A 17,208-nucleotide genomic window follows, 5' to 3' on the forward strand; every position below is an offset into this window, starting at 1 on the left:
CGCCAGGGCGTCGACAGGGCCCGCAAACAGCGCGAACAACAATGAAGCATCCCCTAAGTAATCCGTGGCGAACACGCAAGTGTCCTGAGGTCGGGGCGCGCACCAGCGCGCTCAGGTCTTCGCAATTCTGACAGCTACTGCGCGAAAGCGATAGGCATGCCGCAAACTGATCGCTAGTTTGTGATTGCGGCCACAACCTCTCGCAGCCCCAACCGAGAGTTGCCGGCCCGGGCACAGCCCCGCCCGACACATCGCAGGAGGACGCATGGTGGCAAACGGTCATGTGGTCGAGATCTCGCCGGCGGACCGACTTCGCGAGCGACTCGACGACCCCGCGATCGCCGCATCGCTGAACTCCCTGCTGGACCATGCCGACCTGTTGGCCATCCTGGTCGCCGGTCTCGACGGCATGATCCGCCGCGGCGACGAGATCAGTGAATCGCTGTCCTCGGCGGTGGACGAGCTACGCGGTCCCGCGGCGTCGTTCACCGCGAACCTCCCCGGATTCGACGAAGCCAGGAACGAGCTGCGCACCATCGACGTGCGGTCGCTGGCAGTCAACCTGGCGTCGCTGTCGAAATCGCTGATGGACGTGACGCCGGTGATGAACAAGCTGTTGCACTCACCACTGGTGGACCCGCAGGCAGCAGATGTGCTGGCCGAACTGGGCCAGGCGCTGGTGGACGGCAAGGCCGCCGCCGACGCCGATCCGGGAGGCCCCAAAGGACTTTTCGGATTGTGGCGGGTGAGCAAGGACAAAGACATCAACCGAGGTCTCGGATTCCTCATTCAGGTGGCGCGGGCATTCGGCCGCCAATTACCCGAATAAATCATTTCGCCAGTTCCTCGATTCAGCCCACATAAATTGCGGTTCGAGCCCTGATTCGAATCCGCGTTTCCGAGAGGAGTCCCGATGGCTTCCGTTTTATGGTTCCAAGGAGGGGCATGCAGTGGTAACACGATGTCGTTCCTGAATGCCGAGGAACCCAACGTCGTCGACCTGGTGGTCGATTTCGGGCTCGATCTCCTCTGGCATCCATCGCTGGGTCTCGAACTCGGCCAGAACGCCCAGAAGGTCTTCTGGGACTGCGTGAGCGGTGAGCGGCCGCTGGACATCTTCGTCTTCGAGGGCACCGTCATCGAGGCGCCCAACGGCACCGGTCGCATGGACATCTTCGCCGACCGGCCGATGAAGGACTGGGTCGACGATCTGGCTGCCGCGGCACAGATCGTGGTAGCCATCGGTGACTGCGCCTGCTTCGGGGGCATCCCCGCCATGGAGCCCAACCCGTCGGGATCCACCGGTCTGCAGTTCCACCGCCGCGACCGCGGCGGCTACCTGGGGCCGGATTTTCGCTCCAAGATGGGGCTGCCGGTGATCAACATTCCCGGCTGCCCCGCACATCCGGACTGGATCACCCAGATCCTGGTGGCCCTGGCCACCGGCCGCGCCGGCGACATCACCCTCGACGACCTGCACCGGCCCGAGACGTTCTTCAAGACGTTCACCCAAACCGGTTGCACCCGAGTGCAATTCTTCGAATACAAGCAGTCCACCATGTCGTTCGGGGAAGGCACCCGCACCGGTTGCTTGTTCTATGAGTTCGGCTGCCGCGGTCCGATGACCCACTCGCCGTGCAACCGCATCCTGTGGAACCGGCAGTCTTCGAAGACTCGGGCCGGGATGCCCTGCCTGGGCTGCACAGAACCTGAGTTCCCGCACTTCGACTTGGCGCCGGGCACGGTGTTCAAGACCCAGAAGGTCAGCGGCATGATCCCCAAGGAAGTCCCGGAGGGTTCAGACCATCTGACGTACATGGCGCATGCGGCGGCTGCCCGCATCGCCGCACCGCAGTGGTCGAAAGAAGACATGTTCGTGGTGTAGCGGTCAGCCCCCCGCCACCGACTCCCGACATCCGAGAGGATTTTTCATGACCTCGTTAGACCTCTACGTCAGCCCGCTGGGGCGCGTCGAGGGTGACCTCGACGTCCGCGTCACGATCGACGACGGCGTTGTCACCTCGGCCTGGACCGAAGCGGCGATGTTCCGCGGATTCGAGATCATCTTGCGGGGCAAGGACCCCCAGGCCGGTCTCATCGTCTGTCCGCGCATCTGCGGCATCTGCGGCGGCAGCCACCTCTACAAATCGGCGTACGCGCTGGACACCGCCTGGCGCACCCACATGCCGCACAATGCCACGCTGATCCGCAACATCTGCCAGGCTGCCGAGACCCTGCAGTCGATCCCGCGTTACTTCTACGCACTGTTCGCCATCGACTTGACCAACAAGAACTACGCCAAATCCAAGCTGTACGACGAGGCGGTGCGCAGGTTCGCGCCCTATGTCGGCACCAGTTACCAACCGGGCGTGGTCCTTTCGGCCAAGCCGGTCGAGGTGTACGCCATCTTCGGCGGGCAGTGGCCGCATTCGAGTTTCATGGTGCCCGGCGGCGTGATGAGCGCGCCCACACTCTCCGATGTCACCCGTTCCATCGCCATCCTCGAGCACTGGAAGGACAACTGGCTCGAGAAGCAGTGGCTGGGCTGCAGTGTCGAGCGCTGGCTGGAGAACAAGACCTGGGAAGACATCCTGGAGTGGGTCGACGAGAACGAGTCGCAGTACAACAGCGACTGCGGCTTTTTCATCCGCTACTGCCTGGACGTCGGTCTCGACAGGTACGGCCAGGGTGTGGGCAACTACATCGCCACCGGCACCTACTTCGATCCGACGCTGTACGAAAACCCCACCATCGACGGACGCAATGCCGCGCTGATCGGCCGCTCCGGCGTCTACGCGCAGGGCCAGTGGTACGAGTTCGACCAGGCCAACGTCCGCGAGGACACCACTCATTCGTTCTACGAGGGGTCGCGCCCACTACACCCGTTCGAGGGTGAGACCATCCCGATCGACCCTGAGGTGGGTAAGAAGCAGGGCAAGTACAGCTGGGCCAAGTCCCCGCGGTACGCCGTCGGCGATCTGGGCCATATCCCCTTGGAAGCAGGCCCGCTGGCGCGTCGGATGACCGCAGGTGGCCCGGGCGCAGCTGCGCACCAGGACAACGACCCGTTGTTCGTCGACATCATGGCCAAGATCGGCCCGAGCGTGCTGGTGCGCCAGTTGGCCCGCATGCACGAAGCTCCCAAGTACTACCAGTGGGTGCGCGGCTGGCTCGATCAACTGAACCTCAAGGAGAGCTTCTACACCAAGCCCACCGAGTACGCCGAAGGCAAGGGCTTCGGGGCCACCGAGGCAGCCCGCGGGTCACTGGCCGACTGGATTGTCATCGAGGACAACAAGATCAAGAACTACCAGGTGATCACCCCGACGGCCTGGAACATCGGACCGCGTGACGGTGACCAGGTGCTGGGCCCCATCGAGCAGGCGCTGGTGGGTTCACCGATCGTCGACCCCGAGGACCCGGTGGAACTCGGCCACGTGGCCCGCAGTTTCGACTCCTGCCTGGTGTGCACGGTGCACGCCTACGACGGCAAGACCGGAAAACAACTGTCGCAGTTCGTGATCAACGGAATGGTATGAGCCTGGACAGCAGCCCTGCGCAACCGCCGGTGGATCTCGAGCCGCCCGGCTGCGCGGTGCTGGTGGTCGGATGCGGCAATCTGCTCCGCGGCGATGACGGTGTCGGCCCGGTGCTGGTGCGTCACCTGTGGGAGCGTGGTGTCCCCGATGGAGCTCGCCTGGTGGACGGTGGCACAGCCGGTATGGACGTGGCATTCCAGATGCGTGGCGCCCGTCAGGTGGTGATCGTCGACGCCTACCTGCCCAGAGATGCCGACCGGCGGCAGCCGGGCACCATCTTCAAGGTGCCCGGCGCGGAGCTCGCCGAACTGCCGCCGCTGCAGGGACTGCACAGCCACTCCTTCCGGTGGGACCATGCCATCGCGTTCGCCCGATGGGCATTGGGGGACGACTGCCCAACCGACATCACCGTGTACTTGATCGAGGCTGCCGGGGTGGAACTGGGCGCCGAACTGTCCGAACCCGTGCGGGCCGCCATGGAGGACGTGATCGGGCACATCGAAACCGATTACCTTGCGCCGCTGCGGCCCCGGGCCCAGCGAGAAGCTGAGGTCGAATTCACCACCGATGGCTACCTGCGCCTGGACGCAGACCTAGCCGCCGCGCGATTCCCGTCCGACGCCCTGGTGGCGATGGTGCGCGACGGTCAACTGTGGTTGATTCCGTTGCGTGGGCCCCGCAGTGGCGGGTTGCTGCTCAAACAACGCACGCCGGCAGGCGATCGGTGCCTGCTGATCTGGGAGGTTCTGGCAGACCACCACCCGACCGGCAGATGTGCGGCATTCTGGGACGATGAGCAGGGCGCTTTGCGGGTTCCGCTGGAGCCGAACCGGTGATGTTGATGACTGAGGAGGCCCGGCCCAAGACACGCGTCAACAAACACACCTCTGCTGACGAAGCCCTCGACGTGCAGACGGTGGTGGTTCCCGAACGCGGCAGGTGGGCTGTCGAGATCGTGGTCGTCTTCGCCGACGGTGTGGTGCGCAAACGGATCGACACCCATGCCACCCAGGCGAGGGCCGAGCTGTCGGCCCGGCTGATCAAGCGGGCCGCCGAGCGCGACCTGCGTGGACCCCTGAACGGATGACGAAGATGACCGCCCTGCATGCCGATTCCGATCTGAAACTGGCTGTGCGACCTCAACCTCTGGGCGCCTTTCCGCTGCCGCTGGGATATCTGCTGATTCCCGCCGACGCCGAGACCGAAGAAGCCCGGACTGCGCTGCTGGCCGGCCGGGAACCGTCGACGTGGCCGAGCGTGCTGGCGGGGCACGCGCACGCGCTGGCCGGTGATCGCGACGCAGCGCTGGCCGTCATGACCGGCACCGACCCGGTGAGCCGGTACAACCGGTTCGTTCTCGACCCCGACGGCGACAATCCCGACGAACTGCGGTGTCTGCTCGGCGAATTCGGTGTCCTGGTGGACGTGGTGCTGTTCGCGCTGGGGCGGGTGGACACACCACCGGAGCTGGGTTCGGCAGACGGTGAGCTGGAGGCGGTGGTGCTGTCGGCCCAGGCGAGCCACACATTGGATTGCGGGGATCCAGGTGCGACGCTGGCTCTGTTGGATCGGGCAGCGGCGGTGGCCGGCCGTGACTCCACCGCGTTGCAGGGTGTGCTGCTCGGAGCGGCAGCCTCCATCTGCCGCGACGTCGGCGACTCCTCCGCCGAACAGCGCTTCGAGCAGGCGTTGCGTGTGCTGAGTCCTGCCGACGGGCTCAGGATCAGCCGTGCCGAGCTGCACCTGAGCCTCGCCGGATTGCTACACGAGCACGCGGGTGCCCGCCCCGAGCTGTTGAACAAGGCCGTTCCCCATTACCATTCGGCGCTACAGCTGGTGCTCCGCGAAGAGGCGCCGCTGCTGTGGGCATCCGCACACGCCAACCTGGCCACCGCCTATCTGACGATGCCGATGGTCGAGGCCTCTGGTCAGCTCCGACTCGGGGTGGCGGCGCAGTCGCTGCGCTCGGCGTTGAAGGTCTACACCCGCGAGCAGTACCCGCAGCAGTGGGCCAGCGTGCAGCTCAATCTGGCGAACTCGCTGGTCTACACTCCGTCCAACCACCAGGCCGACAACCTGGTGGAGGCCGTGGAACTGTACGAAGCGGTGCTAGAGGCCCGCCACCGGGACACCGACCCGATGGGCCGCGCCCGGGTGCTGGCCAACCAGGGCAACGCGCTGGCCCATCTGGGGGTGTTCGATCAGGCCAAGGCCAAACTCTACGACGCCCGGTATCTGTTCGAAGAGCAGGGCGACCACGATTCGGTGCGTGCCGTGCGCGGTGTCCTGGACGAGATCGCCCGCCAGCAGGCCATGCTGCGTACTGGCGAGGACGGGGCACCGGCGTGACCGCCACCGCCGAATCACGGCCTGCAGTTGACGATTTCGAGGGACTGGCGCAGCGGGTCGACGACGCGGTGACCGCACTGGCCGGGCTGGATCCGGCGTCGCGGGCGGTGGCCGATGAGGTCAAGGCTGCGGTTGAGGCGGTGCATCGCGCTGGGCTGGTCACCATCGTGCGTCGGCTGCGCGAGGACCCGGCCACCCGCGCTGTGCTCTTCGACTTGGTTGACGACCCCGTCGTCCACCTGCTGTTGTCGCTGCACGAGATCATCCGGCCCGATCCCGTGACACACGCCAACCAGGTACTCACGGCGGTACGGCCGCAACTGCAGAGCCACGGAGGGGACGTGACCCTGGTCCGTGTCCAGGACGGCACTGCCTCCGTCCGGCTGGAAGGAGCCTGCAACGGCTGCTCCATGTCGTCGGTGACCCTGCGCAACCTGGTGGAGAGCGCACTGATCGAGGGGGTGCCCGCGATCACCGCCGTCGAGGTGTTGCCGAATGAACCCTCGCCCACGTTGATACCGCTGGAATCCTTGAGGATCGGCCGCCCCGACGACGGCTGGGCCAGGCTGGGTTCGGCTGCCGAGATCGCCGATGGCGCTCTCACCGTGTCGCACGCCCAGGGCGCCGAGGTGATCATCGTCAGCATCGAGAACCGCCTGTCGGCCTACCGTAACGAATGTGCCCATGAGGCACTGCCTTTGGACAATGCCATCCTCGACGTCGAGAATGGAACGCTGACCTGTCCGTGGCACGGCTTCTGCTTCGATGCCGGGTCGGGGGAGTGCCTCAGCGCGCCAGGAGCGCAGTTGGAGCAGTTGCCGCTGCGGATCGACGGCGGCGAGGTCTGGGTTCGCGTGCAGGCATGAGCCGGTACACCGTCCGGCACAGCATCGGTGGGGCTGTCCTGTCTGCGCCCACGGCGGGTCCTGGCCTCGTGGACGTCAGTGGTGGCTGGGCTCCGGAGGTCTGGCTGGGTGCCCCGGCACCGGGGGGCCTGGCGCTCCCGCCGGCTTCGCCGACGATGGCGTGGATGTACTCACCACGCGGGGTCTTTCTCGACGACCATCACGTGGTGGTGGCCGACTCGGGAAATCACCGGGTGTTGGTGTGGCACGGCATTCCCTCTGATGATGAGCAGCCCGCCGATGTGGTGCTGGGGCAGCCCGACGGCAGCACTGAAGGGCGGGCCGCCGGTGGCCGTGGCCCCGAGCGAGGGATGAACCTGCCCACCGGGGTGTTGATCCACGAGGGCCGGTTGGTGGTCGCCGACGCCTGGCACCACCGGATCCTGATCTGGGACAGCGTGCCTACCGCCAGCGATCGCGCGCCAGACGTGATTCTCGGACAGCCCGATGCATCTGCAGTCGAGCCCAACCGGGGCATGGACTGTTCGACATCGACTTTGTACTGGCCTTTCGGTATCGCCATGGTGGGCGGCACGTTCTGGGTGGCGGATACCGGCAACCGACGGGTTCTCGGTTGGCGCAACGGTATTCCGTGCCCCGGGCAGCCTGCCGACATTCTGCTGGGACAGGTGGACGCTGCTTCGCGGGACGAGAATCGGGGCGGCACGGCAGGCCCGGCGAGCTTCCGGTGGCCGCACGGCATCGCCGGCCGCGATGATCTTCTGCTGATCGCCGACGCCGGCGATCACCGGATGTTGGGATGGTCACCACAACCCGACCAGGACAGCCCCGCCGACATTCTGCTGGGACAGCCGGATTTCCAGACCGTGCAGGAATGGCCCTACGGCCCGCACACCGGGGACCGGTTCCGGTTCCCGTACGCCATCGGCTTCGACGCGGATCGCCTGGCCATCGCGGACACCGCCAACAACCGGATCTTGCTGTGGGATGAACTGCCCGTCGACGGTCGTGCCGCTGACCACGTGTTGGCGCAACCGTCGTTCGCCGCCAACGGCGAGAACCGATGGACCTCCGTACAACGCGACACCCTGTGCTGGCCCTACGGACTCTCGCTGTGTGGGGAGCGGCTGGCAGTGGCCGACTCGGGGAACAACCGGGTGATGATTTGGCGGCGGTCGGGTTGAGGCCACGAATTGTGCAGACCGACGGGCAGATCGGCTTCTACTGGACCACGGTGTCGGGATCGCCGACGTCGTTGTCTGCGCTGGTGGATGACGACGACGAGCCGGACCGCCTGGTGGCCACCCATCTCGAGGCACTCGACGACGCGCTGATCATCGCCGCTGCACGGTTCGGTGAGATTCTGGGTGGGGGACGAGGCCCCAGCGGGGCAGAGGAGCGCGACGACCTGCTGGATCTGCACCGCACACTGGACAGGTTGTGCTTCGAGTATGCCTCGGCGCTGGGACGTACCGGAGTTCGCGCAGACCTGCGGGCCGGCAAGATCATCGGCACCGCGGCGCTGTTTTCTATCTGCGCTCGCCGGCCACTGGGACTGCTGGGCCCCGCGCCGCTCGACGGAATGCTGGACCAGCCGACGCTGGGGGTGGTGGGAGGCTTCGGTGAGATGTGCCAGGTGGATTCCGAGCGGCCCTGGCTCGGAGGTCGGTGGGTGGTGCGCACCGAAGCAGGACAACGCCTTCCGCTCACCCTGTCGATGATGATGTTCGACAGCTCCGGAGTGAACAAAGAAGCCGCACGGGCCGAGCACATCGCGGAGCTGCAGCGGGTGACCGACGCGGCAGGCGCCGCCGGTGCTGATCCGATGGCCGTTACGTGCGCCCTCGATTGGCTGCTCTACGACTGGCTGATGGCTCATCGGGATGGCCCTGACAGCGCCGAGATCGTCTTCCCCAAAGGTTACGAACACCATGCCGCGGTGGTGGTTGCCGCCGTGGCAGCATCGGTATCCGCCAGGGCCACCTTCGATCCGGGCCTGGTCGGGCTGTTTCCGCGCTGACATCGAAGATCCCCCGTCTCCTCACCTGCTTTCTCCCCCATAACGGGGTCCAACCGCAGCGCTGCCGAGCGTAGACATAGGGCACGAGCTGAGAAGCTCTGCGCCACAGTCATCTACGCCATCGATGGGAGCCAGGATGGGTGTCTATCTACCGATCCTGGTTCTCGGTGCCATTGCCGCGGCGTTCGCTTCTGTGTCGGTGGGGATCGCGCTGGTGGTTGGGCCGCGCCGGTTCAACCGGGCCAAGTTGGAGGCCTACGAGTGCGGGATCGAACCGGCTCGCCAGCCCATGGGTGCGGCGCGGTTTCCGGTGAAGTTCTATCTGACGGCGATGCTGTTCATCGTTTTCGACATCGAGATTGTCTTTTTGTATCCGTGGGCGGTGTCCTTCGATCAGCTGGGGATGTTCGCCCTGGTGGAGATGCTGCTCTTTATGGCGACGGTGTTTGTGGCCTATGCCTACGTATGGCGGCGAGGTGGTCTGGAATGGGATTAGAAGAACAGTTGCCTGGCGGGATCCTGCTCTCGACGGTGGAGAAGGTGGCCGGTTTTGTGCGTAAGGGGTCGCTGTGGCCGGCGACGTTCGGGCTCGCGTGCTGTGCCATCGAGATGATGGCGACCGCGGGGCCGCGTTTCGACATTGCCCGGTTCGGCATGGAGCGGTTTTCGGCGACGCCGCGGCAGGCGGATCTGATGATCGTGGCCGGGCGGGTGTCGCAGAAGATGGCCCCGGTGTTGCGGCAGGTCTACGACCAGATGGCCGAGCCCAAATGGGTTCTGGCCATGGGCGTTTGCGCATCGTCCGGCGGGATGTTCAACAACTACGCGATCGTCCAGGGCGTCGATCACGTGGTGCCCGTCGACATCTACCTCCCCGGGTGCCCACCACGGCCGGAGATGCTGTTGCACGCGATCCTCACGCTGCACGCCAAGATCGCCGAGATGCCGTTGGGGGTGCATCGCGATGAGGTGGTGGCCGCAGCCGAGAAAGCGGCCCTGAACGCCAGACCCACCATCGAACTGACCGGGTTGCTGCGATGACGGGCATGTTCGGGGTGCGGGGGTCCGGCGATACGTCCGGTTACGGGCGACTGTTACCGCGAAAGAGGACGCCTGTCAGCAGTTCTCGCCCCTTTGGTGGCTACTTCGATACGGTGGTTGATTCGCTGGAGTTGTGCCTGGGGGAGTTGCCGGCGGTCGAGAGGGTGACGGTACACGCCGGCCAGTTGACCCTGCATGTGGTACGGGAACACCTGGTGTCCGTGGCCCGGGTGCTGCGTGATGATCCGGCGTTGCGTTTCGAGTTGTGTGCCGGGGTGTCGGGGGTGCATTACCCGCAGGATGCTGGGCGGGAGTTGCGGGCGTTCTATCCGTTGATGTCGATTACTCACAATCGGCGTCTGCAGCTCGAGGTCGCGTGTCCGGATGCTGATCCGCATGTGCCGTCGCTGTTTTCGGTGTATCCCACGGTGGACTGGCATGAACGTGAGACCTACGACTTCTTCGGCATCATCTTCGACGGCCATCCCGCGTTGACCCGCATCGAGATGCCCGATGACTGGATCGGGCATCCGCAGCGCAAGGACTACCCCCTGGGTGGGGTGCCGGTGCAGTACCACGGCGCCACCATCGCACCACCGGATCAGCGGAGGTCCTACACATGACCGACACCGCCGGTTCCGTCGACGCCGGGTCTCGTGCTCGCGGAACAACGCCGCTCACCGAACCCGCCGAACGCGTCATCACCCTGGGCGGGCAGGACTGGGAGGAGATCGTCACCGCCGCCCGCGCCGGCGGCGACGCCGGGGAACGACTCGTGGTCAACATGGGCCCCCAACACCCGTCCACCCACGGGGTGCTGCGCCTGATCCTGGAGATCGAAGGCGAAACCGTCACCCAGGCCCGCTGCGGTATCGGCTACCTACACACCGGCATCGAGAAGAACCTGGAGTACCGCACCTGGACCCAGGGCGTCACCTTCGTCACCCGCATGGACTATCTATCGCCGTTCTTCAACGAAACCGCCTACTGCCTGGGCGTCGAACACCTGCTGGGGGTCACCGACGACATCCCCGAACGCGCCTCGGTGATCCGGGTGATGCTGATGGAACTCAACCGCATCTCCTCGCATCTGGTGGCCCTGGCCACCGGCGGCATGGAACTGGGCGCCATGTCAGCGATGTTCTACGGCTTCCGCGAACGCGAAGAAATCCTCACCGTCTTCGAAGCCATCACCGGCCTGCGGATGAACCACGCCTACATCCGCCCCGGCGGCGTGGCCGCCGATCTCCCCGACGACGGCCTCGACCGCGTCAAACACCTCCTGGACATCCTGCCGGGCCGGTTGGCGCAGCTGTCGGCCCTGCTGCGGGACAACCCCATCTGGAAGGCCCGCACCGTCGACATCGGCTACCTCGACCTGACCGGATGCATGGCCCTGGGGATCACCGGCCCGGTACTGCGCTCCACCGGCCTACCCCATGATCTGCGCAAGACACAGCCCTACTGCGGATACCAGGACTACGAGTTCGACGTCATCACCGACGACGCCTGCGACTGCTACGGCCGCTATGTGATCCGGGTCGACGAGATGGCCGAATCGCTGCGCATCGTGTCCCAGTGCGTCGCGCGGCTCGAAGGCCTGGCCGGGGCCCCGGTGATGATCACCGACAAGAAACTCGCCTGGCCCGCCGATCTGGAGCTGGGGCCCGACGGCCTGGGCAACAGCCCGGATCACATCGCCAAGATCATGGGTCGCTCCATGGAAGGCCTGATCCACCACTTCAAGATCGTCACCGAGGGTTTCCGGGTCCCACCCGGGCAGTGCTATGTCGCTGTCGAGTCGCCGCGCGGTGAGTTGGGTGTGCACATGGTCTCCGACGGCGGCACCCGCCCGTATCGGGCGCACTACCGCGACCCGTCGTTCACCAACCTGCAGGCCGTCGCCGCCATGTGTGAAGGCGGCATGGTCGCCGACGTCATCTCCGCGGTGGCCTCCATCGATCCCGTCATGGGAGGCGTCGACAGATGACCCTGGTCGATCTCGCGCTGGGTCCACGCCCCGACGAACCCGGACCGCCCCTGCACGGACCCGCCGCCTACCCGGCCGACGTCGAGACCCGCCTGGCCGCCGACGCCGCCACCATCCTGGGTAAGTATCCGCACCGGCGTTCGGCGTTGCTGCCGCTGCTGCACCTGGTGCAGGCCGAGGACGGGTACGTCAGCACCGCAGGCATCCGCTTCTGCGCCGCTCAGCTGAACCTCACCGACGCCGAGGTGTCGGCGGTGGCGACGTTCTACTCGATGTACCGACGCACTCCCACCGGAACGTATCTGGTCGGGGTGTGCACCAACACCCTGTGCGCCGTGATGGGCGGCGATGCCATCCTGGCCACCCTCGAGGAGCATCTCGGCATCGGCCCGGGCGAGACCACCGGTGACGGTGCGGTCACGCTGGAACACCTCGAGTGCAACGCCGCCTGCGACTACGCACCCGTCATCATGGTCAACTGGCAGTTCTACGACAACCAAACCCCCACCACAGCAACCACACTCGCCAACTCACTACGCACCCCCACCCCCAACACCCCACCCGCGGCACCCCACTACCCACCTTCACCACCACCTGCCGCGCCCTGGCCGGATTACCTGCAGAGGGGGAGTGAGATGCCGCTCGTTTCAGTGCTGACTCGTCATTGGAAGGAACCGCAGTCCTGGACGCTGACCGGCTATCTGCGGCATGCGGGGTACCAGGCGCTGGAAAAGGCACTGGCACTGACCCCCGGCGAGGTGATCACCCTGGTCAAGGAATCCGGTCTGCGGGGGCGGGGCGGTGCAGGCTTCCCGACGGGAGTGAAGTGGTCCTTCATCCCCAAGGACAACAATGCTCCGCACTACCTGGTGGTCAATGCCGATGAGTCGGAACCCGGTACGTGCAAGGATATTCCGCTGATGTATGCGAGCCCGCATGCGCTCATCGAGGGCGCGATCATTGCGGCCTACGCCATTCGGGCGCGGCACGCGTTCATCTACGTTCGCGGTGAGGTGGTGCCGGTGCTGCGACGGTTGCAGCAGGCGGTGGCCGAGGCGTATGAGGCCGGGTACCTGGGCAGCGACATCCTGGGCTCCGGGTTCGATCTGGACCTGATCGTGCACGCCGGGGCCGGGGCCTACATCTGCGGTGAGGAGACCGCGCTGCTGGACTCCCTGGAAGGCCGCCGCGGCCAACCCCGTTTGCGCCCACCGTTTCCTGCCGTCGCAGGCCTGTACGCCTGCCCGACGGTGATCAACAATGTCGAGTCGCTGGCGAGCGTCCCACCGATCCTGGTCAACGGTGTCGAGTGGTTCACCGCAATGGGTTCAGACGACAGCCCCGGGTTCACGTTGTACTCGTTGTCCGGCCACGTGACACAACCCGGTCAATACGAGGCCGAACTGGGCATCACACTGCGGGAGCTCCTGGATCATGCCGGGGGTGTACGCGCCGGGCACGAGTTGAAGTTCTGGACCCCCGGCGGGTCCTCGACGCCGCTGCTGACCGCCGACCATCTCGACGTGCCACTGGATTACGAGGGTGTGGCCAAAGCGGGGTCGATGCTGGGCACCAAAGCTCTGCAGATCTTCGACGAGACCACCTGCGTGGTGCGCGCCGTGCGCCGCTGGATCCAGTTCTACGCCCACGAATCGTGCGGCAAATGCACCCCCTGCCGCGAAGGCACCTACTGGTTGACCCAGATCTATCAAGGCCTGGAAGAGGGAACGGGAACAGCCGAGGATCTGCAGACCCTGCTCGATATTGCGGACACCATGCTGGGGAAGTCGTTCTGTGCCTTGGGAGATGGGGCGACCAGTCCGATCACGTCCTCGCTGAGGCATTTCCGCGACGAGTACGAGGCCCACCTGGGCGGTGGGTGTCCCTTCGACCCCGCTGCCTCCACCCTGTTCGCCGCCGAGGAGGTGCCCGCGTGACCGTCACCGAACCGGAGCGCCAGACCCCTACCGTCGAGATGGTGTCGCTGACCATCGACGACACGCCTATCTCGGTACCCAAGGGCACCTTGGTGATCCGCGCTGCCGAACTGCTCGGGGTGCAGATCCCCCGCTTCTGCGACCATCCCCTGCTCGACCCGGTGGGCGCCTGCCGGCAGTGCCTGGTGGAAGTCGAAGGCCAACGCAAACCCATGGCGTCGTGTACCACCACGGTGTCCCCCGACATGGTGGTGCGCACGCAACTCACCAGCCCCTCCGCCGACAAGGCGCAGCACGGCGTGATGGAACTGCTGCTGATCAACCACCCGCTGGACTGTCCGGTGTGCGACAAGGGCGGCGAATGCCCCCTACAAAACCAGGCGATGGTGTCAGGACGCTCCGAATCACGATTCGACAAGGTGAAACGCACGTACCCGAAGCCGATCCCGTTGTCACCGCAGGTGTTGTTGGATCGGGAACGCTGTGTGCTGTGCGCCCGCTGCACCCGCTTCTCCACCCAGATCGCCGGCGATCCGTTCATCGAATTGCTCGAACGCGGCGCCCTGCAGCAGGTCGGCATCGCCACCGGTGAACCGTTCGATTCGTACTTCTCCGGCAACACCGTCCAGATTTGCCCCGTGGGCGCGCTGACCGGCTCCGCCTACCGCTTCCGGGCCCGGCCCTTCGACCTGGTGTCCACCCCCAGCGTGTGCGAACACTGCGCGTCGGGCTGCGCGCAACGCACCGACCACCGCCGCGGCACCGTCCTGCGTCGGCTGGCCGGCGATGATCCGGACGTCAACGAGGAATGGAACTGCGACAAAGGCCGCTGGGCCTTCGCCTACCCCCGCACCGACGACCGCATCCTCACCCCCCTCATCCGTCACAACGGCCAACTGCAACCCGCATCCTGGCCCGAGGCCATTGCCGCGGCGGCAACCGGACTCGCGGGCGCTGCCGGTGTGCTCACCGGCGGACGTGCCACCGTCGAGGACGCCTACTCCTACAGCGAGTTCGCCCGGAAAGCGCTGCACACCAATGACATCGACTTCCGAATCAGAGCGCATTCGGACGAGGAGCTGGAGTTCCTCGCCACCCGGGTTGCCGGACACGCCATGGAGGTCACCTACGCAGACCTCGAAGACGCCTCGGTGGTGGTGCTGGCGGGGTTCGAACCAGAGGAGGAGGCACCCATCATCTTCCTACGGTTACGCAAAGCGGCTCGCACCCACGGCGTGCCGATCCTGGCCGTCGCACCTTTCGCTTCCCGAGGTGCGGCCAAGCTGGGCGCACAGCTGGTCATGACGACGCCCGGCGACGAAGCCGCCGCACTGTCCAGTCTGGACCTGCCGCTTGGGGCCATCATCCTGGCCGGTGAGCGGCTGGCCGCGGCACCCGGAGCACTCACTGCGGCGGCTCGACTCGCGGACCGGTCCGGTGCTCGCCTGGCCTGGGTTCCCCGTCGGGCCGGTGATCGTGGGGCACTGGAAGCCGGCTGCCTGCCCAATCTGCTGCCAGGGGGGCGCCCTGTTGACAGCTCCCGAGCACGGGACCAGGTGGCGACCGCCTGGCACACCGACCTTCCGGCCACGCCCGGTCGTGACACTGCAGGAATCCTGGCCGCAGCCGCCGCGGGGGAGCTCGAGGCTGTGTTGCTAGGTGCAGTTGACCCCGAGGATCTGCCTGATCCCGCTGGTGCACTGGCCGCATTGGACGTCGCGGCATTCGTCGTGAGCCTCGAGATGCGACACAGCGCTGTTACTGCGCTGGCTGATGTGGTGTTCCCGGTGGCTCCAGTTGCGGAGAAAGCAGGGTCCTTCCTCACCTGGGAGGGGCGCAGCCGGCCGTTCCCGTCAGCGCTGGCGTCTGAGGCGTTGACTGATGCCGAGGTGCTCGCTGCCATCGCCGCTGCCATGGGATATCGACTGACCAAGCCCAACTCGGTTGTCGGAGTGTGGAATGGGCGCCGGCCGTCAATCACCGACCGGTTCTCCGCGCCAACCGGACCGGGTTTCGGTGAAGCCGTGCTGGCGACGTGGAAACCGCTGCTGGATGACGGGCTGATGCAGGACGGAGCAGCACATTTGGCGCAGACTGCGCGCCCGGTGGTGGCGCGGCTGTCGGCGGCCACCGCTGCCGAGATCGGTGTTGGCAACGGTGATCCGTTGAGGGTATCCACTCCAGCAGGCGGCATCATGGCGCCCACGGACATCACCACAATGCCCGACCGGGTGGTCTGGTTACCGACGAATTCGCGACATTGCCACGTGCACCGCGAACTGCGGGTCGGTGCGGGAGCGCTCGTGACACTGAGCCGTGGGGTCCCCTCATGACCTACCCGGATCTGAGTGTGTTCGGTCAGGATCCGTGGTGGTTGATGTTGGGCAAGGCGCTGGTGATTTTTGTGTTCCTGCTGCTGACGGTGCTGGTGGCGATCCTGGCGGAACGAAAGATCTTGGGCCGCATGCAGATGCGCTTCGGCCCGAACCGGGTGGGCCCGTTCGGTTTGCTGCAGAGCCTGGCCGACGGGGTGAAACTCGCCCTCAAGGAGGGTTTGGTGCCGGCGGGTGTGGACAAGCCGATCTATCTGATGGCGCCGGTGATCGCCGTGATCCCCGCGATCATGGCCTTTGCCGTGATCCCGCTGGGTCCGATGGTGTCGGTGTTCGGTCACCCCACGCCCCTGCAGCTGACCGACCTGCCGGTGGCTGTGCTCTACGTGCTGGCGGTGACGTCGGTGGGGGTGTACGGAATTGTGTTGGCCGGGTGGGCATCCGGGTCCACCTATCCTCTGCTGGGCGGGTTGCGGTCCTCGGCGCAGGTGGTGTCCTACGAGATCGCGATGGCGTTGTCGTTTGTGGCGGTGTTCCTCTACGCCGGGACCATGTCCACCTCCGGCATCGTCGCCGCGCAGGCCCAGACGTGGTTTGTGGTCCTGCTGCTGCCCTCGTTCCTGGTCTATGTGACGGCGATGGTCGGTGAGACCAACCGCGCCCCGTTCGACCTGCCCGAAGCCGAAGGTGAGTTGGTGGGTGGCTTCCACACCGAGTACTCCTCGCTGAAGTTCGCGATGTTCATGCTCGCGGAGTACGTGAATATGACCACGGTCTCCGCGCTGGCGACCACCATGTTCCTGGGCGGGTGGCAGGCCCCGTGGCCGCTGAGCATGATCGACGGGGCCAATTCCGGGTGGTGGCCGGTGCTCTGGTTCGTGGCCAAGGTGTGGGGCTTCCTGTTCCTGTACATGTGGCTGCGGGCCACGCTGCCGCGGCTGCGCTACGACCAGTTCATGGCCCTGGGATGGAAACTGCTGATCCCGGTCTCCCTGGCCTGGATCATGACCGTCGCGGTGATGCGGACAGCAGGTGCAGGGGGTGTCTTTCCTGCGCTGATCGCGGGAGTTGTTGTGCTGGGCATTGTTTGGGCAGTTGTACGCCACCGCGCGGCTACGAAGTCGAAGGAGAAC

At 65.8% G+C, this 17,208-nt stretch carries 15 protein-coding genes and 2 pseudogenes; all 17 read left to right on the plus strand.

Features of this window, described 5'->3' with window-relative positions; translation table 11 throughout:
- The first annotated feature begins 265 nt into the window (after positions 1-265).
- Positions 266-829 (plus strand): DUF1641 domain-containing protein, encoded by a 564-nt coding sequence (locus BVC93_RS25810; protein WP_083739922.1) that lies wholly within the window; start codon positions 266-268, stop codon positions 827-829.
- An 84-nt stretch (positions 830-913) separates the two neighbouring features.
- Complete coding sequence (locus BVC93_RS25815; protein WP_083739923.1) at positions 914-1,885, plus strand: hydrogenase; 972 nt, start codon at positions 914-916, stop codon at positions 1,883-1,885.
- 46 nt (positions 1,886-1,931) lie between these two features.
- On the plus strand, positions 1,932-3,539 hold the full coding sequence (locus BVC93_RS25820; protein WP_083739924.1) for a nickel-dependent hydrogenase large subunit: 1,608 nt from the start codon (positions 1,932-1,934) through the stop codon (positions 3,537-3,539).
- Between the two features lie 62 nt (positions 3,540-3,601).
- On the plus strand, positions 3,602-4,375 hold the full coding sequence (locus BVC93_RS25825; protein ID WP_083741342.1) for a hydrogenase maturation protease: 774 nt from the start codon (positions 3,602-3,604) through the stop codon (positions 4,373-4,375).
- Positions 4,376-4,380: 5 nt separating this feature from the next.
- Positions 4,381-4,626 carry a hypothetical protein gene (locus BVC93_RS25830; protein ID WP_083741343.1) on the plus strand — a complete coding sequence of 82 codons (246 nt, stop codon included), beginning with the start codon at positions 4,381-4,383 and terminating at the stop codon, positions 4,624-4,626.
- 5 nt (positions 4,627-4,631) lie between these two features.
- A complete protein-coding gene (locus tag BVC93_RS25835) occupies positions 4,632-5,888 on the plus strand; it encodes a hypothetical protein (RefSeq protein WP_442929105.1) in 1,257 nt (418 codons plus the stop codon).
- Entirely contained in the window at positions 5,885-6,754 is an 870-nt protein-coding gene (locus tag BVC93_RS25840) for a NifU family protein (RefSeq protein WP_083739926.1), read from the plus strand. The genes BVC93_RS25835 and BVC93_RS25840 overlap by 4 nt, the downstream gene beginning before the upstream one ends.
- A complete protein-coding gene (locus BVC93_RS25845; RefSeq protein ID WP_083739927.1) occupies positions 6,751-7,938 on the plus strand; it encodes an NHL repeat-containing protein in 1,188 nt (395 codons plus the stop codon). Before BVC93_RS25840 ends, BVC93_RS25845 begins: the two co-directional genes overlap by 4 nt.
- Positions 7,935-8,774 carry a hypothetical protein gene (locus BVC93_RS25850; RefSeq protein ID WP_083741344.1) on the plus strand — a complete coding sequence of 280 codons (840 nt, stop codon included), beginning with the start codon at positions 7,935-7,937 and terminating at the stop codon, positions 8,772-8,774. Before BVC93_RS25845 ends, BVC93_RS25850 begins: the two co-directional genes overlap by 4 nt.
- Positions 8,775-8,910: 136 nt before the next feature.
- Complete coding sequence (locus BVC93_RS25855) at positions 8,911-9,270, plus strand: NADH-quinone oxidoreductase subunit A (protein ID WP_083739928.1); 360 nt, start codon at positions 8,911-8,913, stop codon at positions 9,268-9,270.
- Positions 9,261-9,815, plus strand: a complete 555-nt coding sequence (locus tag BVC93_RS25860; RefSeq protein WP_068916040.1) for a NuoB/complex I 20 kDa subunit family protein — start codon at positions 9,261-9,263, stop codon at positions 9,813-9,815. Before BVC93_RS25855 ends, BVC93_RS25860 begins: the two co-directional genes overlap by 10 nt.
- The gene (locus tag BVC93_RS25865; RefSeq protein WP_236950122.1) at positions 9,812-10,438 is read left to right on the plus strand and encodes an NADH-quinone oxidoreductase subunit C; all 627 of its coding nucleotides are present in this window, start codon (positions 9,812-9,814) and stop codon (positions 10,436-10,438) included. The genes BVC93_RS25860 and BVC93_RS25865 overlap by 4 nt, the downstream gene beginning before the upstream one ends.
- Positions 10,435-11,805, plus strand: a complete 1,371-nt coding sequence (nuoD, locus tag BVC93_RS25870) for an NADH dehydrogenase (quinone) subunit D (protein ID WP_083739929.1) — start codon at positions 10,435-10,437, stop codon at positions 11,803-11,805. The genes BVC93_RS25865 and nuoD overlap by 4 nt, the downstream gene beginning before the upstream one ends.
- Positions 11,802-12,278, plus strand: a pseudogene (gene nuoE, locus BVC93_RS34190) (NADH-quinone oxidoreductase subunit NuoE); the annotation flags it as partial. The gene nuoD and the pseudogene nuoE, both read left to right, overlap by 4 nt.
- Before the next feature lie 162 nt (positions 12,279-12,440).
- Positions 12,441-13,742 (plus strand): NADH-quinone oxidoreductase subunit NuoF, encoded by a 1,302-nt coding sequence (gene nuoF, locus BVC93_RS25875; RefSeq protein ID WP_236950502.1) that lies wholly within the window; start codon positions 12,441-12,443, stop codon positions 13,740-13,742.
- A complete protein-coding gene (locus BVC93_RS25880; protein WP_083739931.1) occupies positions 13,739-16,075 on the plus strand; it encodes an NADH-quinone oxidoreductase subunit G in 2,337 nt (778 codons plus the stop codon). The genes nuoF and BVC93_RS25880 overlap by 4 nt, the downstream gene beginning before the upstream one ends.
- Positions 16,072-17,187 (plus strand): annotated as a pseudogene (gene nuoH / locus BVC93_RS25885) (NADH-quinone oxidoreductase subunit NuoH); the annotation flags it as partial. The gene BVC93_RS25880 and the pseudogene nuoH, both read left to right, overlap by 4 nt.
- Positions 17,188-17,208 lie beyond the last annotated feature (21 nt).

It is taken from the genome of Mycobacterium sp. MS1601 (assembly GCF_001984215.1).
Lineage (GTDB): Bacteria > Actinomycetota > Actinomycetes > Mycobacteriales > Mycobacteriaceae > Mycobacterium.